The following is a 23,292-nucleotide window of genomic DNA, read 5'->3' as shown; positions in this document are numbered from 1 at the left end:
AACGATTGCTGGACACGGGTGGCGCGCCTGCGGGCTGGCCCCGCAAGCGCGCTCTGGAAATCACTTGTCCGGGTTCTTCGGGCTCCACAGAACGGTCTCGGCACCCTTCTCATAGGCCATCCCATCGGGATAGCTGATCGCCTCCAGTTGCAATCCCCATGGCGCCTGGAAATAGAGGATGGTCTGGCCGGCCGCCGGACCTTCCTTGACCGGCAGCGGACCCATCCGCGTCTTCACCCCCTTGCCGTTGAGATAGGCTTTCGCCGCGGCGACATCATCGACATACATGGCAATGTGGAAGCCGCCGATATCGCTGTTCTTCGGAGTCAAATCCTTCTGGTCAGGCGCAGTGTACTTGAACAGCTCGATGTTCGATCCATAACCGCAACGCACCATGGTGACCTGCTCGATGACAGCCTTCGGATCGACGCCCAGAAGATCCTGCATGAAGGTGCCCTTGTCATCGGCGAACGGACCAAACGACATCGCCTTCTCGCAGCCGACGACTTCGGTGAAGAAGTCGACTGCCTGCTTCATGTCGGGCACCGTGATGCCGGTGTGGTCGTGGCCGCGCATGCCGGGGATCGCATCGGCCGAAGCCGTTCCCATCGAGCAGAACAGGATCGCGGCAAGCATCGTGCCGCGGGCTGCGTAATTCATATTACCCTCCGTTCGCGGGCTGATTTTGCCCTCATGCACGTCCGAAGCCCGCTGTTCGGCGTGGTGGGTGAACAGTCCTATGCCGGCGCTTTCGTTGCTGGCCGCAACCAGTCGGCGTCGATCTCAGGCAGTGGGATGGCGGCAAGCAGGTCGCGCGTGTAGGTCTCCCTGGGATTGTCGAACAGCGCATCGGTGGCGCTCGCCTCGACGATCCCGCCCTCGCGCATCACGATCACTTGTTGGCACAGCCGCCGGATGACCGACAGGTCGTGGCTGATGAAGGCGACCGTCAGCCCCATCTCCGCGGCCAGTCTCTCCAAAAGGGTGAGGATCTGCGCCTGCGTCGATACGTCGAGGCCGGAGACGATCTCGTCGGCCAGCACGAATTTCGGCGAAAGCGCCAACGCGCGCGCAATTCCGACGCGCTGGCGCTGCCCGCCCGACAGTTCATGACGATAGCGACTAGCTAAGCTTTGCGGCAGGCCGACGCGATGCAATGCCTCGGCGACGCGTTCCCTAAGCCTGTCGCCAAGCCCATTGTGCTTGAGCGGCGCGGCAATGATGCCGGCGATGGTGCGACGCGGGTTGAGCGACGACATCGGGTCCTGGAAGATCATCTGCAGGTCGCGGCGCAGAGGTCGCAGCTCTGCATCCGGCAGATGGGCGATATCGCGGCCCTCGAAATGGATGCTGCCGACGCTCGGCTCCAGAAGTCTGACAAGCGTGCGGCCGAGCGTCGATTTTCCGGACCCGGATTCACCGACGATGCCGGTCACCGAACCTCTCGGCAAATCGAAATCCAAGCCTCTCAAAATCTCGGCCAGCGGCGCGCGCCCGATCAGCGGCTTGCGGGTCATGTCGGGCAGCGCCACCTTCAGCCCGCGCACGGAAAACAGCGGCTCAACCATGCGGCCCTCTCCACGCCTGGTCGGAGGCGGCGATCTCCGCAGCGAGTCCTGCCAGCACCGTCTCATCCACCGGCTTCAGCGAGGCAAAGGGATCCGTGTAGCGCGGCGTAGCGGCCATCAATGCCCGCGTATAGGGATGCTCAGGCGCGGCGAAGAGAGCGGCTGTGTCAGCCTCTTCCACCACCTTGCCGGCGTAGAGCACAGACACTTCCTGGCTGATCTTTGCAACGACGCCGAGATCGTGGGTGACGAACAGGATCGCGGTGCCATGCTCGCGCTGCAGCTCGGCGATCAGTCGCAGGATCTGCTTTTGCACGGTAACGTCGAGCGCGGTTGTCGGCTCGTCGGCCACGATCAGCCGTGGCTCGGCGGCGAAGGCGGCGGCGATCAGCACACGCTGGCGCATGCCGCCGGACAGCTCGTGCGGATAGCATTTCAGCACCCGGTCGGGATCGCGGATCTGCACCTCATCCAACAATTGCCGGATACGCTTGTCCGCCTTGTCACCGTTCCAGCCGAGAATGCGCACCAGCCGGTCAGTCATCTGCGGACCGATGCGGCGCGACGGGTTGAGCGCAGTCAACGGATCTTGCGGGATCAGCGCCGTGCGAGCGCCGATCAGCGTGCGCCTTGCCTTGGGCTGCAGCCTGCCGAGGTCTTCGCCTTCGAGCTGCATGGCGCCTTCGACGATGCGCACGCTTGACGGCAGCACACCGAGCACCGCCTTGCCGATCATCGTCTTGCCGGCGCCGCTCTCGCCAACAAGAGCACGCACCTCACCCGGCTGCACGGAGAGCGACACCGACCGCAGCACGCGCTGGCCGTTCGGCAGCACGGCGCTCAGATTGGCAATATCCAGGCAAGCGCTCATCGCAGCACCGGATCGAAGCGTGTCTTCAGCGCCTCACCGAACTGGCTGAACGACAGCACGGTGAGGATCAGCGTGACAAGCGGAAACACCAGCACCCACCAGGCCTGATGGATCGACAGCCGGCCCTCGGCGATGATGCCGCCCCAGGTCGGATCGTCGGTCGAGATCGACAGATTGACGAAGGACAGGATGGCCTCGACGATGACGGCGATGCCCATCTCCAGCGACAGCAGTGCCACGATCGACGGCACCACATTGGGCAGCACCTCGCGCAGCATGATGCCGATGCGGCCATAGCCGGCGATGCGGGCGTTCTCGACATAGTCCATGCGCGACTGGCCCATCGCTTCGGCGCGGATCACCCGGCAAAAGCGCGTCCAGTCGATGATGGCGATGGCGAGGATGACGGAGCTGAGACCAGTGCCGAGCACCGCGACCAGCAGGATGGCGAACAGCACCGGAGGAAATGCCATCCAGACATCGACGATGCGTGAAATGATGCGGTCGGCCCAGCCGCCGAAATAGCCGGCGACCAATCCGAGCGTCGAGCCGACAAGGCAGGCGGCAATCGCCGCAGCGAAGGCGACGATGAAGGCGATTTGGCCGCCGAAGATAAGCCGCGACAAGAGGTCGCGGCCGAGGCTGTCGGTGCCCAGCCAATAGCCGGGCTCGGCGCCATCGAGCCAGAAGGGCGGCAGCCGCTCCAGCATCAGATCCTGCGCCAGCGGGTCCTGCGGCGCCACCAGCGGCGCGAACATCGCCGCAAGAAGTACCAGCAGCAGCCAGCCGCCGGCCAGCCACAGCCTCAGGCCCAATCCGCGCCGGGCCATGCGTGCCTCACCCATGGCGCAGCCTCGGATTGAGCAGCGCATACATCATGTCGACTGCAAGATTGATCAGCACGAACAGCAGCGCGAACACCAGCACGATGCCTTGGATCAGCGGCAGGTCGCGGTTGATGACGGCATCGATCGCCATGTTGCCGAGCCCTTCGTAGGAAAACAGCCGCTCGACGATGACCGTGCCGCCGACAAGGAAGGTGAACTGGACGCCGACGAGAGTCAGTGTCGGCAAGGCAGCGTTCTTCAGCGCCTCGCGCAGGATAACCTGCGTTTCCGAAAACCCCTTCACCCGCGCCAGCACGACATAGTCGAGGTCAAGCACTTCCTTCAGCGACTGTTTCAGCAACTGCGCGATGATTGCCGCCAGCGGCAATGCCAAGGCTACTGCCGGCATCAGCATGTGTTTCAGCAGATCCCAGGTCAGGTCGGAGCGCAGCCGAAGCAAGCTCTCGAAGAAATAGAACTGGGTGACGAAGGGCAGATCGAGCTGCGGCGACACGCGGCCGGAGATATCGAAGATCGGCACCAGCACGCCAAACAAAAGGATCAGCACGAGGCCCCACAGGAAATCGGGAATGGAAAGGGCGGCGCCGCTGGCGATATCGATGCCGGCTTCGACCGCCGTGCCGCGCTCGCGGGCTCCGAGGATCGCCGTCGTGCCGCCGAGCCCAACCGCCATGACGAGCGCGATGATGGCAAGTTCCAGCGTTGCCGGCAAACGATTGAAGACAAGGCTGAGCACATCTTGCCTGAGCGAAATCGAGGTGCCGAAATCGCCCCTGACGACGCCGGACAGCCAGATGAAGAATTGCTGCACGATGGTCTTGTCGAGCCCGTAGAGTGCACGCAGCCGGTCGATGTCGGCATCTGTCGCACCGGGGGGCAGCATCATGGCGATCGGGTCACCAGGCGCGACGCGGATCACGACGAAGACGACGACAGCCACGCCGAACAGCGTGATCAGCATCGTCAGCAGACGGATCAGGAATCGTTGCAGGAGCATTCTGGTGTTGGCCCAGTGCGTTTCTAACGAAGAGCCCCCTCATTCGTCCGCTTCGCGGCCACCTTCTCCCCGAGGGGAGAAGAGGTCACGGACAGCTGAGCTGGTCTCTTCTCCCCAGCGGGGAGAAGGTGGCCCGAAGGGCCGGATGAGGGGGCCGCTCAGCGAAGGGTGGCGCCCACAAGCCGATATCAGGCAGGGGTCATCAGCGCCGGCAGCAGCGCGCCGGACACATGCTGCACCACGTTGACGCCCTTGGCATGCACGATAGGTTGCGCATACTGAATCAGCGGCAGCACATAGGCCTGCTCGGCGATATACTTGTCGACAGCCTTCCAGCCGGCGATGCGCTTGGCCTCGTCCTTCTCGCCCCAGAGCGGATTGATCATGTCGATCAGGTCCTGGCTGTCCCACACCGAATGCGGGCTCGGCCCATACATGGCAAAACCAGTCGACGTTGTCGGATCGCCGATGGCATTGCCCCAATTGTAGAAGGCGGCCGGCGCCAGCTTGTCGGCGGCGCGCAGCTCATAGTGCTTGGCGATCTCGTAGACCTCGATCGTCGCCTCGATGCCGACCTTGCGCCACATGCCGACGATTGCCTGGATCATCTCATAATCCTTGGGCTTGAAGCCCTTGGTCGTCTGGATGGTGAACTTGACCGGTTTTTCCGGCGAATAGCCGGAAGCCGCGAGCAGCTCCTTGGCCTTTTCAGGATTGTGCTCGACCTTGATCGAGGCATCGAAGGCCGTGTACTCCGGGGTCTCCAGCGTAGCGATCGGCTGGCCATAGCCGCGCAGCAGCCGTTTGACCAGAAGCTCCTTGTCCACAGCCATGACAGCGGCCTGGCGGACGTTCTTGTCCAGCATCGCTTCAATGTCATTGAAGAAGATCATGCCGATGTCGGAAACGGGCTTGCACGAGCCGGCAAGCCCGTCCTTGGCGATCAGCCGGTCATACTCTTCATAGGGGACCTCCAGCGTCACCTGCGAGGAACCGGATTCGATCTCGGCAACGCGGCTCGCCGCGTCGGTGACGAACTTGATCGTCACATTCTCGAAGGCCGGCTTGTCGCCCCAATAGTGCGGGTTGGCCTTCAGTCGGAGGAAAGCATTTCGCTCGAATTTTTCCACCATGTACGGGCCGGTGCCGATCGGCGCCTTCTCGAAACCTTCCGCGCCAACCTTCTCGTAATAGGCCTTCGGCAGGATGTAGCCGGTCAGGAACGACATCCATTTGAAATAGACCGGATCGAACTGCACGACGTCGCCGGTGATCTTGTTGCCGTCGATCTTGAAATTGTTGACGTTCTTCCAGACGAACTGGATCGGATTGCCGGTCTTTTCGTCGCCCGCCCGCTGCAGCGACCAGACCACGTCCTCGGGCGTGAAGGGCGAGCCGTCATGCCAGGTCACGCCTTCGCGCACCGTCATCGTCACCTTGGTGCGATCCTCGTTCCAGCCCCATTCGGTGAGCAGGCCAGGCGCAAAGGACAGGTCCGGCTTTTGCGGAATGAACTGGTCGAACACTGACTGGTAGAGGCCCTGGATCGTCGGGTTGACGGCCGAGGGTCCGGTGGTCGGATCCCAGGACGGCAGGTTGACGTTATAGGCGATGGTCAGCTCGCCCGCTGCCGCCTTGGCGATCTCAGGCAGGCCGATCGCCGCCACCCCAAGTGCCGCGGCACTGTATCCCAGCAATTCTCGTCTGTTGATTGTCATGGTCGTTCCCCTTGTTGGTTTTGTTGTCTTTGCGCGGCACTATCAGTTTATCGATCCGGGCTTCGTGGGCAGCAGCGCCTTGCCTCTCGTCGCCTTCATGAAATCTTGCGAGCTACCTCCCGCCAAGCTGTTGCGCGAGCATGAAGCCGGAGGCCGCGCCGGTGCCGGCGCCGGGCCATGTCGCGGCGCCTATGAGATGCAGATTGCCGACCGGCGTGTTCCAGCCGGCATAACCGCGCGCCGGGCGGAACAGGAAATTCTGTGCCAGATGGTGGCTGCCGCAGACCTGGTCGCCACCGCCGAGATTGGGGTTCTCACGCTCGAGGTCGATTGGCGAGAACACTGCACGGCCGAGGATTTTCGGGCGCAGTCGGGGTGCGTATATCTCGATGATGTCGAGCACGCGCTCGGCGTAGGCATCCTTGACCTGATCCCAATGCGCGGGCGCGATCCTGCCTGCCGCATCGCCCAGGATTTCGGCAGGCAGCATGCGCACCTGCACCCACAGCACATGCTTGCCCTGAGGCGCGCGCGACGGATCGATCGCGGTCGGCTGGCCGACGACCAGCACCGGTTCGTCCGGCAGCATGCCCGCCATCGCCTGCTGATAGGTGCGCGACATCGCGTCGAGCGACGGCGACAGATGCACATAAGCGAACTGCCGAAGCTCCGCGCCGGCGCGCCAATCGGGCAGGTCGTCGAGCGCCAGATGGATCATCATCGTGCCCGGCGCGTGCCGGAATTTCTGCATCGCCGTGTCGAAGCCGGCGTCGCCGGAACCGTTGGGCAGCAACTTGCCGGTCAGCGCCCTGGGCGCGACGCCGGCAATCACTGCCTTGGTGGCCGTATGTGTCTCACCTGAAGCGAGTCGCACGCCCGATGCCTTGCCGCCGGCAACGGTGATCTCGGCAACTTCCGCCCCGGTGACGATCGTGCCGCCCGCCGAGGTGACCATACCTGCCAGCGCCCGGACGATCGTGTCGGCGCCGCCCTTGCCTAGCACCATGCCAAAGCTCTGGTTGGCGATCGATTCCAGATAGGGGAACACGGCGCCGCCGGCGATGTCGGGTGCGAAATCGAGATGCATGCCCCAGGTGGCAAGCGTTGCCCGCACATAAGGCGACTCGAAGGTCTCCTCCAGCCAGGCGCGAGGTGACGACAGCAAAAGCCGGCCGGTATCGAGCGCGCCTGACATGCCCTTCTTGCGCCACAGGTTCCAGGCGGTGCCGGCAAGCGCGCGGGCACTCATCGGCGATCCCAGCAGCCGGAACAGATGCTCGGCCTCAGCAGGAAAGGCGGCAACGAGCTTGCGCCACGTCGCGGCATCGGCGGCGGAGAACGCGGCCAGCCGCGTGGCAGTCCTTTCCAAGTCATTGCTGACGCCGAACCAGCGTCCGTCCGGAAAGGCGCTGGCGAAACAGTCGGCGACCGGCGCGAACTCAAGACCCTGCGCTTTCAATTCATTTGCATATTTCCGGTGGAAGGCGGAGCCGGCAAACAGGCTCAGATTCATTGCACCGAAATCGTGCCGGAACCCTGGGAGGGTGTATTCGTGGGTCTGGACGGCACCGCCGATTGCTGCGCTGCGCTCGAAAATCCCGGTTTTCCAGCCTTTCAGCGCCAGATGCGCGGCGCATGCCAGACTGTTGTGGCCCGCCCCGACAAAGATGGCGTCGAACTCGCTCACGCCCCGTTCCCATTTCCTTTATGCTTAAAGATAATTGCAGATGCATATGTTTTCGTCTAGTAGGATATTAAGGGCCGAGACGAGCCTTGATCTTCACCAGAAAGAGGGAACTTCAGACCATGGACACGCAAAAACTCCTCGGCGAAGTCGCCGGCCAGCTGCTTTCAGGCGCCATCAGGGTGGTCGACCTCTCTGCGCAACTCGGACCCGACACGCCTCTTATCAAGCTGCCGCCGGAGCTTGCCGTCGACACGCCAAAGGTCGAGATCCATAACATCTCCCGTTATGACAAGAACGGCCCGTGGTGGGCATGGAACTGGCTGAAGCTTGGGGAGCATTCGGGCACGCATTTCGATGCGCCGCAGCATTGGATCAGCGGCAAGGACTATCCGGACGGCGCCACCGACACCATTCCGGCGCAGAATTTCATTGGTCCGGTCAATGTCATCGACTGCTCGAAGGAAGCCGCCGCTGACCACGACTTCCTGCTCACCGTCGACCACATCAAGGCGTGGGAAGCCAAGCATGGCGCCATCAACGCCGGGGAGTGGGTGGTGATGCGCACCGACTGGTATAAGCGCAATGGCTCGGAAGCCGAATTCCTCAACGCCAACGAAACCGGCCCACATACGCCAGGTCCGACAGCCGAAGCCATCCAGTTCCTGATCAGCAAGGATATCAAGGGCTGGGGCTCAGAGACGATCGGCACCGATGCCGGCAAGGCAGGCGGGATGGAGCCGCCATTTCCAGCCCACACGCTGATGCACAAGGCGAACCGCTATGGCCTCGCCAGCCTCTGCAACCTCGACCAGTTGCCTCCAAAGGGCGCCATCCTGATCGCCGCACCGCTCAAGATCGAGCATGGCACCGGCAGCCCTATCCGCGCGCTGGCGCTTGTATCCAACGGCTAGGTGAAAGCACGCCAAGGTGAGCCAGCCGGATCACATCATCGTTGGCAGCGGCATCAACGCGCTGGTCTGCGCGGCGATGCTCGGCGGCAAAGGGGCGCGTGTGCTCGTCCTCGAGCGCAATGACCGCATCGGCGGCTGCGTGCGTACCGAGGAGATCACCGCTCCCGGCTTTATCCATGACGTGATGGCAACCACCTTCGTGCTGTTCATCACCTCGCCGGCTTTTGCGGCGTTGGGCGGCGATCTCGCCAGGCACGGGCTGGAATTCTGCCACACCGGCACGCCAACTGGCGTGCTGCGGCCGGACGGCAGTCATGCAGTGCTCACCACCAACCGCGCCGCCAATGTCGCGGCAATCAATGCGATTGCCGCCGACGATGGCGACCGGCATGCGGACGATGTCAGCGGCATCGAGCGCAATGCCGGCCTGTTGTTCGGCCTGCTCGGCGGCAGCCTGTGGTCCTATCCGACGGCGAAACTGCTGGCCGGCGATGCCTGGCGGCGCAGCCCACGCGGCCTTGCCGCCTTTCTCGGCGAAGCACTGGTGCCGGCGCGCAGCTGGCTGGAAAGCACCTATCGGTCCGAGACAATCCGCGCGCTGTGGGCGCCCTGGGTGCTGCACGCCGGGCTCGGACCGGAAGACGCCTTCTCAGGGCAGATCGCCAAGGTCATTGCCTTCGCGCTGGAAGCGGCCGGGGCGCCGATCGTCAAGGGTGGAGCGAAGACCCTGCTCACCGCCTTCGAAGCTCTGATAAGGGAACGTGGTGGCGACATCCGTACCGTCGCCGATGTCGCCTCGATCGTCCAGAGCGGTGGCCGCGCGACCGGCGTACGGCTCGCCTCGGGCGAAACGATTACAGCAAACAAGAGCGTCATCTGTTCGGTCACGCCGACGCAGCTTTACCACCGGTTGCTCGGCAGCGAGGCTCCCAAGGCCGATGTCGAAGCGACACAGAAATATCGCTACGGCAAAGGCAATTTCCAGATTCACTATGCGCTGAACAAGCCGCCGGCATGGCGCGGTGCTGGCCTGGACCAGGTGGCATTGTTGCACCTGACGCCGGGGCTCGATGGCGTCTCGAAAGCCTGCAACGAGGCGGCGCGCGGCATGCTGCCCGAAGTGCCGACCATCTGCGTCGGCCAGCCGCATGCGCTCGATCCGTCGCGCTGCCCGGAGGGCAAGGCGATCCTGTGGCTGCAACTGCCCGAGGCGCCCAGGCACATCAAGGGCGACGCCGCAGGCACGCTGCATGCACCGGCTGACGGACAATGGACCGAGGCGCTGCGTGAAGCCTACGCCGACCGCGTCGAAACCATTCTCGCCAGCCACATCGATGGCTTCAAGGGCAGCGTGATTGCGCGCCGCGCCTATTCACCGGCCGATCTCGAAGCGATGAACATCAATCTGGTCGGCGGCGACCCGTATGGCGGGTCGTCCACCATCGACCAGTCGTTCCTGTGGCGGCCGTTCAAGACCAGCCGCAACCATCAGACCGGCATCAAAAACCTCTATCACATCGGCGCCTCCACCCATCCGGGTGCAGGGCTCGGCGGCGGCTCCGGCTTTCTTCTGGCGGGCAGGCTGTGATGGAGCAGAAGGTCGCAGAAAAACGCCAGCGCATTTCGACGCTTGGCCAGATCGGCCTGCAGCAATTCGCGCCCTATCTGATGAACCGCATCATGGGGCGCTACAACGCCACCTTGCGCGACGATTTCCGCAAGCAGGGCCTGACCATTCCGCAGGTCCGCACGCTCGCCGTGCTGTCGGTCACCGACGGTGTCACCGTCAACGACCTCTCGGTCTACACCGTCATCGAGCAGTCGACCTTGAGCCGCACGCTCGACACGCTGGAAGGGCAAGGCTTCGTGCGGCGCGAGCAAGGCGTCACAGACAGCCGCATCCGCCATGTCTTCCTGACCGATGACGGCCGCGCCGAGTTCGCGCGCGCCTGGCCGGCAATGCATGACGCGTTCGAGGCGATGTTCGACGATGTCGACGACGCCGAATACGCGGCGCTGATCGCCACATTGCAGAAGATGCTGAAGAACATTCGCAAGCACGACATCTAGACGTTAGGCGCCGGCCGCACCGCCGGCAACGGAAGGTTGGAAAAATGGCCGAACGCTCTTTTGCCAAGGAAGTCGAAAAACTCAGGCTCGGCGCCGGCGAGGAATTTGCGGGCGAAGGCATTCTCGCCATCACCAAGGCGCTGCTGCAATGCGGCGTCGGCTATGTCGGCGGATACCAGGGCGCGCCGATCAGCCATCTGATGGACGTGCTGGCCGACGCACAGGAGATTCTGGGCGAACTCGGGGTGCATTTCGAGGCGAGCGCCTCGGAAGCCACCGCCACCGCCATGCTGGCGGCCTCGGTGCATTACCCCATTCGCGGTGCGGCGACCTTCAAGTCGACCGTCGGCACCAATGTCGCGTCCGACGCACTGGCCAACCTCGCCTCCGGCGGCGTCACCGGCGGCGCGCTGATCATCGTCGGCGAAGACTATGGCGAAGGCTCCTCGATCATGCAGGAGCGCAGCCATGCCTTCGCCATGAAGAGCCAGGTCTGGCTACTCGACCCGCGCCCCAATTTGCCGTCGATCGTCAAGGCGGTGGAGGATGGTTTCGAGCTGTCCGAGGCATCCAACACGCCGGTGATGCTGCAGGTGCGCATCCGCTGCTGCCATGTGCATGGCCATTTCATCGCCAAGGACAACAAGCGCCCGCCGATGACGGTGGCCGATGCGCTCGACGCGCCGCGCCGCGACACCGGCCGCATCGTGTTGCCGCCCGCCTCCTTCCTGCACGAGAAGGAGAAGGTGCAGAAGCGCTGGCCGGCGGCGGTGGAGTTCATCGCCAAGAATAAGATCAACGAATTCTTCGGTTCGGACCATGGCTCGGTCGGCATCGTCATGCAGGGCGGCATGTACAATTCGGTCATCCGCGCCTTGCAGCGGCTCGGCCTTGCCGACACCTATGGCGAGACGGATGTGCCGCTCTACGTTCTCAACGCCGTCTATCCCCTGATAGACGATGAGTTCCTGTCTTTCTGCGAAGGCAAGCAGGCGGTGCTCGTGGTCGAGGAGGGCCAGCCCAACTACATCGAGCAAGCCTTTGCCGCCATGCTGCACAAGGCCGGGCGCGGTACCAGGCTGGTCGGCAAGGAGTATCTGCCGATGGCCGGCGAATATACCGGCCAGGTCATGCTCGACGGCATCGGCGCCTTCCTGCGCGCCGAGGCCTCGCATCTCTTGCCGGGCGAGGTGCGCGCGCCCAACAAGGTCGGCGACGGCGTCGACACCGCCGACCTGATCAATGTCGTGCCGGGCCGTCCGCCGGGCTTCTGCATCGGTTGCCCGGAGCGGCCGATCTTTGCCGCGACAAAGCTGGTCGAGCAGGAACTCGGCAAGCACCACATCGCCTCCGACATCGGCTGCCATTTGTTCTCGATCATGCCGCCCTTCGAGCTTGGCGCCACCACCATGGGTTACGGGCTCGGGCCGGCCTCGGCTTCAGCCTTCAATTCGCCCGACGCCAAACGGAGGTCGATCTCCTTCGTCGGCGATGGCGGCTTCTGGCACAACGGCCTGACCTCCTCGATCGGCAACGCGGTGTTCAACAAGAATGACGGCGTCATCGTCATCGTCGACAATTTTTACTCCGCCGCCACCGGTGGGCAGGACATCCTGTCGTCGCGTGCGGGCAACAAGACCAAGTCGACCAAGCATCCGATCACCGAGGCGGTGAAGGGCATGGGCGTCAAATGGCTGCGCCACATCGACCGCACCTACGATGTCGGCAAGATGCAGGACACGCTGCGCGAGGCGCTGACGACGGAGGAAAAGGGACCAAAGGTCATCGTCGCCTCGTCCGAATGCATGCTCAACCGCCAGCGCCGCGAAAAGCCGCTGGTCGACAAGGCGATCAAGGGCGGAACCCGTGTCGTCAAGCCGAAATTCGGCGTCGACGAGGACATCTGCACCGGCGACCACGCCTGCATGCGGCTGTCCGGCTGCCCGTCGCTGTCGGTGAAATCGCTCGACGATCCCTTGCGTGACGATCCGGTGGCATCGATCGACCAGAGCTGCGTCGGCTGCGGCAATTGCGGCGAGGTGGCGGACGCTGCCGTTCTGTGCCCTTCTTTCTACCGCGCCGATGTCGTGCACAATCCGAGCCGCTGGGACCGCTTCCTCGAATCTGCACGTCGCGCCACCATCGGCCTGATGCAGCGCCGCCGCGAGAGCCGCAGGTTGACGTTCGCCGATGCTTGACCAGGCTTCGCCCTTGCGTCCGAAATCCGGTGCCGCCGATACCGAGCCGGTGATCAAGCTCGCTTTGCTCGCGGTCGGCGGCCAGGGCGGAGGCGTGCTCGCCGACTGGATCACCGATGTCGCCGAGCGCAATTCCTATGTCGCGCAATCGACCTCGGTCGCCGGCGTCGCCCAGCGCACCGGCGCTACGATCTATTACGTCGAGATGGCCCGCGACACCGGCCGGCTGCCGGTCTTTGCCCTGTCGCCTTCGCAAGGCGATGTCGACATATTGATCGCCGCCGAGCTGATGGAAGCCGGCCGCGCCATCATCAGGGGCTTCGTCACGCCCGATCGCACCACGCTGATCACCTCCTCGCACCGTATCGCCGCGGTGTCGGAAAAGATCGAGCCGGGTGACGGCCGGGCCTCGTCTTCCAAGGTACGCGCGACGGCGGAAGCTGCATCGAAACGCTTCATCGCCTTCGACATGGAAAAGATCGCCGCCGACAATGGCTCGATGATCTCGGCCAGTCTGCTTGGCGCGCTGGCCGGCTCCGACGCATTGCCGTTCACGCGTGAAAGCTATGAGCAAGCGATCGGCGCCGGCGGCCGGGGCGCGAAAGCCAGCCTCGCTGCCTTCGCCGTCGCCTACGACCGCGCGCGCGGTACGACGGCCCCCGCGCCACAGCCGGCAGAACCGGCCACGGTCGACCCCGCTCCGGGTGCAGGGCGCGTGAGCGGTCCGCAGAACCTGCTGCAGGGTTGGCAGGCGCTGGCCGCCCGCATCGACCTGATGCCCGCGGCGGTGCGCGACATGGCGCTTCGGGGCCTGAGAAAGGTCGTCGACTACCAGGACATCGCCTATGGCCGCGACTATCTCGACCGGTTGGACAAGGCCGTTGCGCTTGATGATCCCGGCCATGCCCATGCATTGTCCATCGCTGCCGCCAAGCATCTGGCCAACGCGCTGTGCTACGACGACATGATCCGCGTCGCCGATCTCAAGACACGTTCGACGCGTGACCGGCGGGTGCGCAAGGAGGTGGGCGTCAAGGACGGCTCCATCCTGCAAGTGACCGAATATTTCCATCCGCGCATCGAGGAGTTCTGCGGCACCTTGCCGGCGGGGTTTGGCAGCTACATCGAGAACCGGCCGAAACTTGCCGGCTTTCTCGACCGGCGCATCAATCGCGGCCGGCGCATCCGCACCGACAGCTTTGCCGGCTTTGCGGTCCTCTGGTTGATTGGCGGCCTGCGCCGCTGGCGGCGGCGCCTGTTGCGCCACAAGGTCGAGACGGCGCATCTGGAGCGCTGGTATGCGCTGGCGCTCAGCCACGCGCCTCAGGACTACGCGCTCGCCGTCGAAATCTTGAACTGCCGCCGGCTGATCAAGGGCTACAGCGACACCCACCTCCGCGCCCAGTCCAAATTCGATCGCGTGCTGTCGGCGCTCGATCTGGTCAGGAGCCGCGATGACGCTGCCGACTGGATCAGGCGGTTGCGCGAAGCTGCGCTGAAAGACGAGAAAGGCGACATGCTCGATGGCGCGCTGAAGACGGTGGCATCGTTGTCTGATCATGGTGTGGGAAGAGGTCGAGCTTAGGCTGGTACCTCTACGCTACTGCCGCCGTTTCCCTACTCCCACTGGATTCGCGGATTGAACACGCCGCTTCAAGCGATCGCAGCTCGGCTTCCACCCGGATTGCGGGAAGCGTTGCCGGCGGATCTGCCGGGCGTCAGTCGCGCGATATGGACAGCCCCGAGAGAAGCGGAGCGTACGCGGCGAGCCTGCGGGATACGAACTCTGTGAAGAGCCGCACCCGCTTCGTCTTGCGTGTCTCGCCTTGCGTGAGAAGCCAGAGTGTCCCATGCATGGGCACGTCGATCCCCGGCACCCTCACCAGCAGGGGGTCGGTATCTCCGACGAAGCACGGCAGTTTCGTTATCCCAATCCCCTGGTGCGCCGCGATGATCTGCGTCTCGGCGTCAGGTGTCCTGAACGGTACTCCCGTGACGTGAACTTCTCCCTCGCGCGCCCAGTCCGGAATTCCATGATTGTCTATGCCTATCCATCGGATGGGATCAAGCGTGCCCGCACGCCACGCGGCTAGTCGATCGCGAGACATGTAGACGCCGCTGAACAGCTCCGGTCCCTTCAGGCCGTGAAGATTGAGCGGCAGGGTCTTGCGGTCGGCGACAATGCGGATCGCGACGTCGGCCTCTCGGTTGGTCAGATTTGCCAGCTCACCGGACGACAAGATTTCCATCTCGATGTCGCGATGCAAACGCGCGAAGTCGGCGAGATCCGACATGAGCAGGTGTGTGGCGAGGAACGGTGGAAGCGTCACCCGCAAAAGTCCGCGCGCGCTCTGGTCACGACCGAAGACGCGCGTCTCCAGCTGGTGCGACGACGCTTCCATCTGGGTCGCGAGATCGAGGACCTCTTCGCCCGCAGCCGTCAGGCGGTAGCCGGAAGGCAGCTTTTCGAACATCTGCGCCCCGAGGCGTTCCTCGAGCTGAGCGATGCGTCGCAGCACGGTCGAGTGGTTCACACCGAGGTGCGCGGCGGCAGCACGCACCGAGCCGCCGCGCGCGGCGGCAAGAAAGTAGCGGACGTCATCCCAGTCGATCATGGTGCATTCCTGCGCAGCGCAGTGCGGCTTGCAAAAGCCCATACTAACACGATCAGCCGTAAGTTCGTGCGGTCATCGTGGCGTTCAATCATCTATTGGATCGTTTTCGCACCAGCGATGTGCGCGATTGCGCACTCACCGCCCGACTTCGGCGAACCCATCTTGAGGCTCTCGCGGGACTTTCCCGTATAGCCAAAGACACGAGACGGCGAAACGAAGGATGCATGACATGAACAGACTGAATGGAAAGACCGCTGTGATAACCGGCGGCGCTACGGGCATCGGCCGCGCCGCAGCCAAGCGCTTTATCGAGGAGGGCGCCTTCGTCTTCATCTTCGGCCGCCGGCAGGAAGCGCTCGACGCCGCCGTGGCTGACCTTGGGCCTAATGCCCGCGCGGTTATGGGCTCGGTCTCGGATGAGGCCGACCTCGACCGACTCTACGCTGCGGTGAAGGCCGAGCGCGGAAGCCTCGACATCGTCTTCGCCAATGCCGGGGCGGGAAGCCCGCTTCCGCTCGGCCAGATCACCGCCAGGCACATTGACGAAACCTTCGACACCAATGTGAAGGGTACGATCTTCACGGTCCAGAAGGCGCTGCCGCTGATGAGCCAGGGCGGTTCGATCATCCTGACCGGGTCGAGCGCCGGCACCACGGGCGCTCCGGGGTTCACTGCCTATAGCGCGAGCAAGGCGGCAGTGCGCAACCTGGCGCGGACCTGGGCGGAGGACCTGAAGGGCACCGGCATCCGGGTAAACGTGTTGTCGCCCGGGGCGACGGCGACCGAACTCGCGAAGGAGGCGTTGGGCGAGGAAGGCCAGAAGGCCTACGGCGCGATGACTCCGCTCCAGCGCATGGCCGATCCGGCGGAGATCGGGGCCGTGGCCGCCTTTCTCGCGTCGCCGGACAGCAGCTTCATGACTGCCAGCGAGGTCGCCGTCGACGGCGGCCTGGCTCAACTCTGACCCCCAGCGCGGTCCGTACCTGGCCCGTGCGCAACGAAAGACAAAGAATTATGAAAAAACTCGAAGGCAAGATCGCAGTCATCACGGGCGGAAGCAGCGGGATCGGATTGGCCACAGCCAAGCGCTTCGTAGAAGAAGGAGCGCACGTCGTGATTACCGGGCGAAGAGAGAAGGAGTTGAAGGAGGCCGCAGCCTTCATCATGAAAAACGTTACGACGGTCGTGGGTGACGTGTCGCTCCTGGAAGATCTGGATCGCCTCTATGCCGTCGTGAAGGTGAAACATGGTCATATCGACATTCTCTTCGCCAACGCCGGCGCGGGGACGATCGCACCGCTCGCCGTCGCTACCGAGGCACATTTTGATCAGACCTTCGATGTGAACGTGAAGGGTCTGTTCTTTACGGTGCAGAAGGCCCTTCCCCTGTTCAAAGACGGCGGTTCGATCATCCTGAATTCTTCAGTGTCGAACGTGTTGGGGCTTCCAGGGTTTAGTACCTACGCCACGAGCAAGGCGGCTGTACGCAACTTCGCGCGCGCTTGGACACTGGAATTCAAAGACCGCAAAATCCGCGTCAATGCAATGAGTCCGGGACCAATCGAGACGCCGGCCTTGGAGACAACGACTGGCCTTACCCCTGAGCAAGCCGAGCAAGCGGCCGCCCAGTTTGCGTCACAGATCCCAATGGGTCGCAGGGGCAAACCAGAGGAAATCGCGGCTGCCGTAACGTTCCTCGCCTCCGATGAAAGTTCTTTCGTCACCGGCGTGGATCTCGCCGTCGACGGAGGCATGGCGCAAGTCTGACCCCGGCATTAGCACCAGATCGGAGAATTACTATGAACTATGCAATCGTAGGATTCGGCAATATCGGACGGGCCCTTGCCAAGGCGTTTGCCCGAAACGGCATCGAAGTTTCCGTTGCAACCACACGCGACCCGGAAAGCTTTGCCGCCGATGCGGCCGCGATCGGACCCACCATCATCCCCAAAAAACTGGCGGAAGCCATCAAGGCGGACATCATCTTTTTGGCTGTCCGCTTCGAGGCGCACCCGAATGTTGCTAAGGCGCTCCCCACCTGGCAGGGGAAGACGATCATCGATGTGACCAATGCCTATGGCGTGCCCCCTGAGGAACTGGGAGGACAACCTTCTTCCAAGTTCATCGCGCAGGCCTTCTCTGGCGCAAAACTGGTCAAGGGCTTCAACCATCTGGTCGCCCCGGTGCTTGATCAGGATCCGGCCGTACATGGTGGCCGGAGGGTCGTGTTCTTGGCAAGCGACGATGATGCTGCCGCAACACAGACTGGGGAGCTTGCGGAAAATCTCGGTTTCGCGCCGATCAAGCTTGGCGGGGTGTCGGAAGGTGGCCTGCTGGTCCAGGCGCGCGGAGACAGCTGGGGTCATCTGATCTTCAAGGACTTGGTCAAATTCGACTGACGAGCGCGACGTCCCCACCGGCAAAGAAACCACGCACTCGATCGGAACTCGGATCGGATCAAGCGCGATCCGATCCGAGCAAAATGGAGAAATCACTATGAGCACCGAGAAGAATATCCACTCCTAAGGAGATTTCGATGTACGACCAATCCAAGGTATCCGAGTTAATCCGGTTCGCACGAATCGAGGCGGGCTCCACCGTGATCGACGTCTACCCTGGCGACGGAGACTGGACGCGCCTCTTCTCCGACATCGTCGGATCAGAGGGGCGGGTCTACAGCTTCGTGCCGGCCGAAGTCGCCCACTTCAAGAACGATCCGGTCGGCCTCATGCGGACGCTCGCGAAGGAGCCGGGCCGAGAGAACGTCGAAGCCGCCTCGGCGGATCTCGTCGCGATGCCGGAGGTCACGCCGCCAGCGGATGTCCTATGGCTGCACCTGTTTTACCACGATCTTCACACCGCCCTGGTCCAGAAGAAGGGTGCGACGGCGGCCGACTTCAATCGAGCTGTCTACAAGCGGCTGAAACCCGGTGGGTCCTACGTCATCGTCGACCACGCCGCCGCCGCTGGGTCGGGCACGAGCGACACCCGGTCGCTGCATCGGATCGACCCTGCATTCGTCGGCGAGGAGGTGGAGGCGGCCGGCTTCGTACTGGACGCGGAAAGCACCGTGCTGGTGAATAAGGATGACCCGCACTCGACCAAGGTGTTCGATCCCGCGATCAAGGGCGAGACCGATCGCTTCGCGTTCCGGTTCGTGAAACCCTGACAGCTCCCGGGCGCCGACTTTCATGTCGACCTCTCCAATGGGCCAATCAACTCGGGTTGGCACCCGTCAAGCTGGGAAAGGTCAACGAGGATGGCGCGCTGGTGCACGCACGCGATGCGGCAGCGCTTGAAGGCGTCCGAGGTGATGATGGCACAAGGTTCTGGAGCACACCTGCCGCAGGTTCCTGATCTGAACCTGATGACATGACTGAGTGCCCGCGCCGTTGAGAGAGCCGGCGCATCCCCTCAGGGATGCGCCGGGACAAACGATTCAAGAATGGCGGATTTCCGTTCCCAGCACCTTCAGGCATTCACGGATGAACGCCGCAAGCGCGGTCCAGCCTTTGGCTGAAACCATGGTCCCATCGACATAGGCGTCGGTGGGAGACAGATCGATATAGGTGCCGCCGGCAAGCGTCACCTCCGGCTCGCAGGCGGCGAGCGCCGCCACCTTCTTGCCGCGCACGACGCCGTCGACCGCGATCAGAATCTGGACGCCATGGCAGATCGTGAAGATCGGCTTTTTCGCCTCGTGGAAATGGCGCACCATTGCCTGTATCCGCTTGTCGGTGCGGATGTATTCGGGGCCACGACCGCCGGCGCAATAGACAGCGTCGTACTGGCTCAGCTGCTTCTCGGCGTCGGCAAAGGTCTTGTTGATCAGCGCATTGTGGCCGGGCTTTTCGGTGTACGTCTGATCGCCCTCGAAATCGTGCAGCGACGTCTTGATCATGTCTCCGGCGCTTTTGTCGGGGCACACGACATGAACGGTGTGTCCCACCGCTTCCATCGCCTGCTGATAGACGAAGATTTCATACTCCTCGGTGAAATCACCGGTCAGCATCAGGATTTTTTTGGCTGGCATGTCTTTCCTCTCGGTTTGTTTCAGGGGCGAGGTGCACTGCGCGCCTCCTTCCGGTATCGAAATCGGCTCAGAACGGGGAGTACAATTCGTAGGCGGCAGGCTGGGCGAACAGCGGCGCGCCGCGCTTGAGGGTGCCTCGGACAAGACATCGCCAGGCTACTCGAACGCAGGCAGGAGCCTGTCCCGCGAATTTTCGATGTGCGCACGCATGGCTTTTTCGGCGGCGTCCGGATCGCCCCCGGCAAAGGCAGCGAGAATAGCCTCGTGCTCGTCGAGCGCCTCTTCGGTCACCCTGGAGTGATACATCAGGCGGAAGATATGGAAGTGGGTATGCTGGTGATTCAGCGTCTCGCGAATGAGTTCGTTCTGGGCGAACTCGACGATCTTGTCGTGGAAGATCGCATCCTGACGGGCGAAGTTCGAATAGCGCAGGCGTTCGTCTTTCCCCACCCGCCGAGCCATGACGCCGGCCGTCTCCTGCAGCGCGGCAAGGCGCTCGCCGTCCATTGTTGCGGTGGCTTTGGCCGCGGCGGCAGGTTCAAGCAATAGACGCAGCTCGTAAAGCTCGTCGAAGCGCCGGCGGGTGATTTGCGGGGCGGCGCGATAGCCGATCAGGTGGGTTTTCAGAACCAGCCCTTCCCCCTCCAGCCTGCCAAGCGCTTCACGAATGGGGGTATGCGAGACGTTGAATTCCTTGACGAGATTGTCGACGGTGATGCGCGATCCCGGAGCAATCCTCAAAGACATGAGCTGCGCGAAGATTGCTTCGTAAACGTCGCCAGCCAGACTGTTGGCGCGCTGAATACGACCGGTCGCACGGGCTTCATTGTCAACCGTCAGGTCCGTGTTCTGCATCGTTTGCCTCTTGACAGAACCACCCACTAACATGATGCTCCGCGAAACTCAATCCTATATCCTATACGATTTTATGAGGATATCGCATGATCATGACCTGCAGCGCCGAGGTCGGCCTCTGGCACGAAGCCAAGCCTGTCGGCTTCCAACCCGTCTTCGCAGGATCTTGTGCATGAGCTTGTTTGCAGCGGCGCGCCTGCCGAGCGAGATTCTGTTCGGCAAAGGCCAGCGCCATGTCCTGCCTGCCATCGCCGCCAAATATGGGCGCCGCGCGTTCGTCTGTACCGATGAGCGCTTCGCGGCGACGTCGCAGTTCGCCGAGATTCTCGCTGGCTTGCACAACGCGGCGATCGAGACGTTGGTCTTCGACCGAACGCTGCCGGATGTGCCGCGCGACAGCGTCGCCGCCTGCATTGCGCAAGCGAAAGATTTCAAGCCGGACATGGTGATCGGCATCGGGGGCGGCAGCTGCCTCGACATGGCCAAATGCGCTGCACTTCTGCTCAGCCATGGCGGCAAGCTCGAGGACTACTATGGCGAGTTCAAGGTACCCGGCCCTACCCTTCCGGTAATCGCAGTGCCGACGACGGCTGGAACAGGCTCCGAGGTGACCCCCGTCGCCGTGATCTCCGACCCGGATCGGACGCTGAAAGTGGGTATCGCCAGTCCGCATCTCATCGCGGCAGTGGCGCTTTGCGATCCGGATCTGACGGTGACCTGTCCACCGTCCTTGACGGCGATCGCCGGCGCCGACGCGCTGACGCACGCAATCGAGGCCTTCACAGCGGCCAAACGCGGCGCCGACCCTCATTTGCCGCAACAGCACGTGTTCATCGGCAAGAGCGCTCTGACCGATCATTTCGCGCTTCTGGCCATCAGGCTGCTCGGCCGCAGTCTGGAAAAGGCATATCGCGACGGATCGGACGAGGATGCGCGCGCCGACGTCATGATGGGAGCGCTGGCCGCCGGTTGCGCCTTCGGTACGGCGGGAACGGCCGCCGCCCATGCGGTGCAGTATCCCGTTGGCGCGCTTACCCACACCCCGCATGGCCTGGGGGTCGCCACCATGCTGCCCTACGTGATGACCTACAATCTGGCCGCAGCAGCCGCGGAGATTGCGGAAGTCGGCACTGCTCTCGGCCTTTCCCATCAGGGCGGCGGCGACGCCGATGCCTTGGCGCACGCCACCATCCGTGAGGTGAGCCGGCTGTTTGGCGCCATCGGCATCACACCGACATTGGCCGAACTGGGTCTTCCCGAAGACAAGATCGACTGGACGGCCGAGCAGGCGCTGGGCATCGACCGGTTGATCAAGAACAATCCCCGCCCGTTCGACCTTACCGCGATGCGACAGCTGGTCAGGGCTGCTTATGACGGCGACATGTCCGCCACCACGATGTGATCGACCAGGAGCTCATCCAAAATGAACATCGCCGCAGGCATATCCGACGAGGATCAAGATATGTTCGACTACGCCACGGTCTCGCACGGTCTCTACATTGGCGGACGCTGGCGGCCCTCATCGGAGGGCCGCGTGATCGAAGTGGTCGATCCCTCGACTGAAGCCGTGATCGCTGCGGTTCCCGATGCAACGCTCACTGATGCCGCCGCCGCCGTCGACGCTGCCGCGAAGGCGGCGGCCGGCTGGCGCGAGACCCCGCCACGCAGGCGATCGGAAATCCTGCGACGCTGCTTCGAACTGATGACGGAACGGGCGGAGACGTTGGCCGCGCTGATCTCGCTGGAGAACGGCAAGGCGCTGCGCGATGCGCGCGGCGAAGTCGCCTATGCGGCGGAGTTCTTTCGCTGGAACGCCGAGGAAGCGGTCCGCATCAACGGCGAGTTCGGCCTTGCGCCCTCGGGCGCGAACCGGATCATTGTCGACTACCAGCCCATCGGCATTTGCGTGCTCATCACACCATGGAATTTCCCAGCCGCCATGGCGACACGTAAAATCGCTCCGGCGCTGGCGGCCGGCTGTACGGTGGTCCTGAAGCCCGCCAGCGAGACACCGCTGACGGCCTATGCGCTTGCGGCGCTCTACGAGGAAGCCGGCGTGCCGCCCGGCGTCGTCAACGTCCTGACGACCTCGACCCCCGGACCGGTGACGGCGGCCATGCTGGCCGATCCGCGCGTGCGAAAGCTGTCCTTCACCGGCTCGACCGGCGTCGGGCGCGTGCTGCTGGCCGAAGCCGCAAAGCACGTCATTTCCTGTTCCATGGAGCTTGGCGGCAACGCACCCTTCATCGTCTTCGACGACGCCGACCTGGAAGCAGCCCTCGACGGTGCGATGGTTGCCAAGATGCGCAACGCCGGCGAAGCCTGCACGGCCGCCAACCGGCTTTACGTCCAGGCCGGCATCCATGATGCTTTCGCGGAAGGCTTGACCAAACGCATGGCGGCACTCAACCTGGGCCCGGGCACAGACTCAGACACAGAATGCGGGCCGATGATCACCAGGAAGGCTGTGCACAAGATCGACCGGCTTGTGCAGGACGCCGTTGCCCGCGGCGCCAAAATCCTGTGTGGCGGCGGCGTATCTGAAGGCAGAGGCTTTTTCTATCCGCCAACGGTGCTCAAGGACGTGCCGGCCGACGCCGCCATGCTCCACGAGGAGATATTCGGTCCGGTGGCGCCGATCATGCGCTTCGACAGCGAGGCGGATGTCATCGCCAAAGCCAATGACACCGAATACGGTCTCGCTGCCTACATCTATACGCGCGACCTGGCCTGGGGGATGCGCGTGGCATCGAAGATCGAGTCCGGCATGATCGCGCTCAACCGCGGCCTGATGTCGGATCCGGCGGCGCCTTTCGGAGGTGTCAAGCAGAGCGGGCTGGGCCGCGAAGGTGGCCAGAAGCATGGCGTTGCCGAGTTCATGGAGGCGAAGTACATCGCCGTGACCCTGTGAGCGGACATCC

Annotated in this window: 21 protein-coding genes and 1 pseudogene; 11 read left to right on the top strand and 11 right to left on the bottom strand. The window is 63.3% G+C overall.

The window, feature by feature from the left end; all coding sequences use genetic code 11:
* Positions 1-60: 60 nt before the first annotated feature.
* The 8 genes and pseudogenes from NKI37_RS10450 to NKI37_RS10420 all read right to left on the bottom strand — a co-directional run bounded on the left by NKI37_RS10450 (position 61) and on the right by NKI37_RS10420 (position 7,689).
* Positions 61-660 carry a VOC family protein gene (locus tag NKI37_RS10450; RefSeq protein WP_352787549.1) on the bottom strand — a complete coding sequence of 200 codons (600 nt, stop codon included), beginning with the start codon at positions 658-660 and terminating at the stop codon, positions 61-63.
* Between the two features lie 77 nt (positions 661-737).
* Positions 738-1,568, bottom strand: coding sequence for an ATP-binding cassette domain-containing protein (locus NKI37_RS10445; protein ID WP_352787546.1), 831 nt, complete (start codon positions 1,566-1,568; stop codon positions 738-740).
* Positions 1,561-2,439 carry an ABC transporter ATP-binding protein gene (locus tag NKI37_RS10440; RefSeq protein WP_352787543.1) on the bottom strand — a complete coding sequence of 293 codons (879 nt, stop codon included), beginning with the start codon at positions 2,437-2,439 and terminating at the stop codon, positions 1,561-1,563. The genes NKI37_RS10445 and NKI37_RS10440 overlap by 8 nt, the downstream gene beginning before the upstream one ends.
* Entirely contained in the window at positions 2,436-3,284 is an 849-nt protein-coding gene (locus NKI37_RS10435; RefSeq protein ID WP_023667797.1) for an ABC transporter permease, read from the bottom strand. Before NKI37_RS10435 ends, NKI37_RS10440 begins: the two co-directional genes overlap by 4 nt.
* Entirely contained in the window at positions 3,277-4,284 is a 1,008-nt protein-coding gene (locus tag NKI37_RS10430; protein WP_352787539.1) for an ABC transporter permease, read from the bottom strand. The genes NKI37_RS10435 and NKI37_RS10430 overlap by 8 nt, the downstream gene beginning before the upstream one ends.
* Positions 4,285-4,326: 42 nt before the next feature.
* Positions 4,327-4,439 (bottom strand): annotated as a pseudogene (locus tag NKI37_RS31940) (endonuclease domain-containing protein); the annotation flags it as partial.
* 33 nt (positions 4,440-4,472) lie between these two features.
* Positions 4,473-6,002 (bottom strand): ABC transporter substrate-binding protein, encoded by a 1,530-nt coding sequence (locus NKI37_RS10425; protein WP_023686913.1) that lies wholly within the window; start codon positions 6,000-6,002, stop codon positions 4,473-4,475.
* 112 nt (positions 6,003-6,114) lie between these two features.
* Complete coding sequence (locus NKI37_RS10420; RefSeq protein ID WP_352787536.1) at positions 6,115-7,689, bottom strand: phytoene desaturase family protein; 1,575 nt, start codon at positions 7,687-7,689, stop codon at positions 6,115-6,117.
* A gap of 119 nt (positions 7,690-7,808) precedes the next feature.
* Between NKI37_RS10420 and NKI37_RS10415 the strand changes: the two genes are divergently transcribed.
* From NKI37_RS10415 to NKI37_RS10395, 5 genes are read left to right on the top strand one after another with little or no spacing between them, the layout of a single operon-like run.
* On the top strand, positions 7,809-8,600 hold the full coding sequence (locus tag NKI37_RS10415) for a cyclase family protein (RefSeq protein WP_023708108.1): 792 nt from the start codon (positions 7,809-7,811) through the stop codon (positions 8,598-8,600).
* Positions 8,601-8,616: 16 nt separating this feature from the next.
* Entirely contained in the window at positions 8,617-10,188 is a 1,572-nt protein-coding gene (locus tag NKI37_RS10410; RefSeq protein ID WP_023699870.1) for a phytoene desaturase family protein, read from the top strand.
* A complete protein-coding gene (locus tag NKI37_RS10405; RefSeq protein WP_023667791.1) occupies positions 10,188-10,670 on the top strand; it encodes a MarR family winged helix-turn-helix transcriptional regulator in 483 nt (160 codons plus the stop codon). Before NKI37_RS10410 ends, NKI37_RS10405 begins: the two co-directional genes overlap by 1 nt.
* A gap of 44 nt (positions 10,671-10,714) precedes the next feature.
* Positions 10,715-12,868: a thiamine pyrophosphate-dependent enzyme gene (locus NKI37_RS10400; RefSeq protein ID WP_352787533.1), complete on the top strand. Its 2,154-nt coding sequence runs from the start codon at positions 10,715-10,717 to the stop codon at positions 12,866-12,868.
* A complete protein-coding gene (locus tag NKI37_RS10395) occupies positions 12,861-14,453 on the top strand; it encodes an indolepyruvate oxidoreductase subunit beta family protein (protein ID WP_352787530.1) in 1,593 nt (530 codons plus the stop codon). Before NKI37_RS10400 ends, NKI37_RS10395 begins: the two co-directional genes overlap by 8 nt.
* 133 nt (positions 14,454-14,586) lie before the next feature.
* Here the strand turns inward: NKI37_RS10395 and NKI37_RS10390 are convergent, their stop codons facing one another.
* Complete coding sequence (locus tag NKI37_RS10390; protein ID WP_023699874.1) at positions 14,587-15,483, bottom strand: LysR family transcriptional regulator; 897 nt, start codon at positions 15,481-15,483, stop codon at positions 14,587-14,589.
* A gap of 229 nt (positions 15,484-15,712) precedes the next feature.
* Here NKI37_RS10390 and NKI37_RS10385 point away from each other — a divergent pair, with 229 nt between their 5' ends.
* From NKI37_RS10385 to NKI37_RS10370, 4 genes are all read left to right on the top strand, one after another.
* Positions 15,713-16,447, top strand: coding sequence for an SDR family NAD(P)-dependent oxidoreductase (locus NKI37_RS10385; RefSeq protein WP_023699875.1), 735 nt, complete (start codon positions 15,713-15,715; stop codon positions 16,445-16,447).
* Between the two features lie 50 nt (positions 16,448-16,497).
* Positions 16,498-17,250 carry an SDR family NAD(P)-dependent oxidoreductase gene (locus tag NKI37_RS10380; protein WP_352460193.1) on the top strand — a complete coding sequence of 251 codons (753 nt, stop codon included), beginning with the start codon at positions 16,498-16,500 and terminating at the stop codon, positions 17,248-17,250.
* A gap of 32 nt (positions 17,251-17,282) precedes the next feature.
* Positions 17,283-17,882, top strand: a complete 600-nt coding sequence (locus tag NKI37_RS10375) for an NADPH-dependent F420 reductase (protein WP_023695174.1) — start codon at positions 17,283-17,285, stop codon at positions 17,880-17,882.
* Positions 17,883-18,019: 137 nt separating this feature from the next.
* Positions 18,020-18,652, top strand: coding sequence for a class I SAM-dependent methyltransferase (locus NKI37_RS10370; protein ID WP_023682749.1), 633 nt, complete (start codon positions 18,020-18,022; stop codon positions 18,650-18,652).
* A 270-nt stretch (positions 18,653-18,922) separates the two neighbouring features.
* Here NKI37_RS10370 and NKI37_RS10365 read toward each other — a convergent pair whose 3' ends face one another.
* Both NKI37_RS10365 and NKI37_RS10360 read right to left on the bottom strand, forming a co-directional pair.
* Positions 18,923-19,516 carry a DJ-1/PfpI family protein gene (locus NKI37_RS10365; RefSeq protein ID WP_023682750.1) on the bottom strand — a complete coding sequence of 198 codons (594 nt, stop codon included), beginning with the start codon at positions 19,514-19,516 and terminating at the stop codon, positions 18,923-18,925.
* A 156-nt stretch (positions 19,517-19,672) separates the two neighbouring features.
* On the bottom strand, positions 19,673-20,371 hold the full coding sequence (locus NKI37_RS10360; protein WP_352787527.1) for a GntR family transcriptional regulator: 699 nt from the start codon (positions 20,369-20,371) through the stop codon (positions 19,673-19,675).
* A gap of 172 nt (positions 20,372-20,543) precedes the next feature.
* Between NKI37_RS10360 and NKI37_RS10355 the strand changes: the two genes are divergently transcribed.
* Positions 20,544-21,773 (top strand): iron-containing alcohol dehydrogenase, encoded by a 1,230-nt coding sequence (locus NKI37_RS10355; RefSeq protein ID WP_023735696.1) that lies wholly within the window; start codon positions 20,544-20,546, stop codon positions 21,771-21,773.
* A 60-nt stretch (positions 21,774-21,833) separates the two neighbouring features.
* Positions 21,834-23,282 carry an NAD-dependent succinate-semialdehyde dehydrogenase gene (locus NKI37_RS10350; protein WP_245261818.1) on the top strand — a complete coding sequence of 483 codons (1,449 nt, stop codon included), beginning with the start codon at positions 21,834-21,836 and terminating at the stop codon, positions 23,280-23,282.
* The last annotated feature ends 10 nt before the right edge of the window (positions 23,283-23,292 follow it).

Source organism: Mesorhizobium sp. M0626 (assembly GCF_040320665.1).
Classification (GTDB): Bacteria; Pseudomonadota; Alphaproteobacteria; order Rhizobiales; family Rhizobiaceae; genus Mesorhizobium.
Note: the sequence above shows the minus strand (reverse complement) of the source record. Positions and strands in the feature narration are given on the sequence as shown.

Coding starts and splice junctions, on each gene's coding strand:
- NKI37_RS10350 (WP_245261818.1), top strand. CDS start 21,834: ATGTTCGACTACGCCACGGTCTCGCACGGTCTCTACATTGGCGGACGC.
- NKI37_RS10355 (WP_023735696.1), top strand. CDS start 20,544: ATGAGCTTGTTTGCAGCGGCGCGCCTGCCGAGCGAGATTCTGTTCGGC.
- NKI37_RS10360 (WP_352787527.1), bottom strand. CDS start 20,371: ATGCAGAACACGGACCTGACGGTTGACAATGAAGCCCGTGCGACCGGT.
- NKI37_RS10435 (WP_023667797.1), bottom strand. CDS start 3,284: ATGGGTGAGGCACGCATGGCCCGGCGCGGATTGGGCCTGAGGCTGTGG.
- NKI37_RS10430 (WP_352787539.1), bottom strand. CDS start 4,284: ATGCTCCTGCAACGATTCCTGATCCGTCTGCTGACGATGCTGATCACG.
- NKI37_RS10390 (WP_023699874.1), bottom strand. CDS start 15,483: ATGATCGACTGGGATGACGTCCGCTACTTTCTTGCCGCCGCGCGCGGC.
- NKI37_RS10415 (WP_023708108.1), top strand. CDS start 7,809: ATGGACACGCAAAAACTCCTCGGCGAAGTCGCCGGCCAGCTGCTTTCA.
- NKI37_RS10445 (WP_352787546.1), bottom strand. CDS start 1,568: ATGGTTGAGCCGCTGTTTTCCGTGCGCGGGCTGAAGGTGGCGCTGCCC.
- NKI37_RS10395 (WP_352787530.1), top strand. CDS start 12,861: ATGCTTGACCAGGCTTCGCCCTTGCGTCCGAAATCCGGTGCCGCCGAT.
- NKI37_RS10440 (WP_352787543.1), bottom strand. CDS start 2,439: ATGAGCGCTTGCCTGGATATTGCCAATCTGAGCGCCGTGCTGCCGAAC.
- NKI37_RS10375 (WP_023695174.1), top strand. CDS start 17,283: ATGAACTATGCAATCGTAGGATTCGGCAATATCGGACGGGCCCTTGCC.
- NKI37_RS10380 (WP_352460193.1), top strand. CDS start 16,498: ATGAAAAAACTCGAAGGCAAGATCGCAGTCATCACGGGCGGAAGCAGC.
- NKI37_RS10400 (WP_352787533.1), top strand. CDS start 10,715: ATGGCCGAACGCTCTTTTGCCAAGGAAGTCGAAAAACTCAGGCTCGGC.
- NKI37_RS10450 (WP_352787549.1), bottom strand. CDS start 660: ATGAATTACGCAGCCCGCGGCACGATGCTTGCCGCGATCCTGTTCTGC.
- NKI37_RS10425 (WP_023686913.1), bottom strand. CDS start 6,002: ATGACAATCAACAGACGAGAATTGCTGGGATACAGTGCCGCGGCACTT.
- NKI37_RS10370 (WP_023682749.1), top strand. CDS start 18,020: ATGTACGACCAATCCAAGGTATCCGAGTTAATCCGGTTCGCACGAATC.
- NKI37_RS10365 (WP_023682750.1), bottom strand. CDS start 19,516: ATGCCAGCCAAAAAAATCCTGATGCTGACCGGTGATTTCACCGAGGAG.
- NKI37_RS10385 (WP_023699875.1), top strand. CDS start 15,713: ATGAACAGACTGAATGGAAAGACCGCTGTGATAACCGGCGGCGCTACG.
- NKI37_RS10405 (WP_023667791.1), top strand. CDS start 10,188: ATGGAGCAGAAGGTCGCAGAAAAACGCCAGCGCATTTCGACGCTTGGC.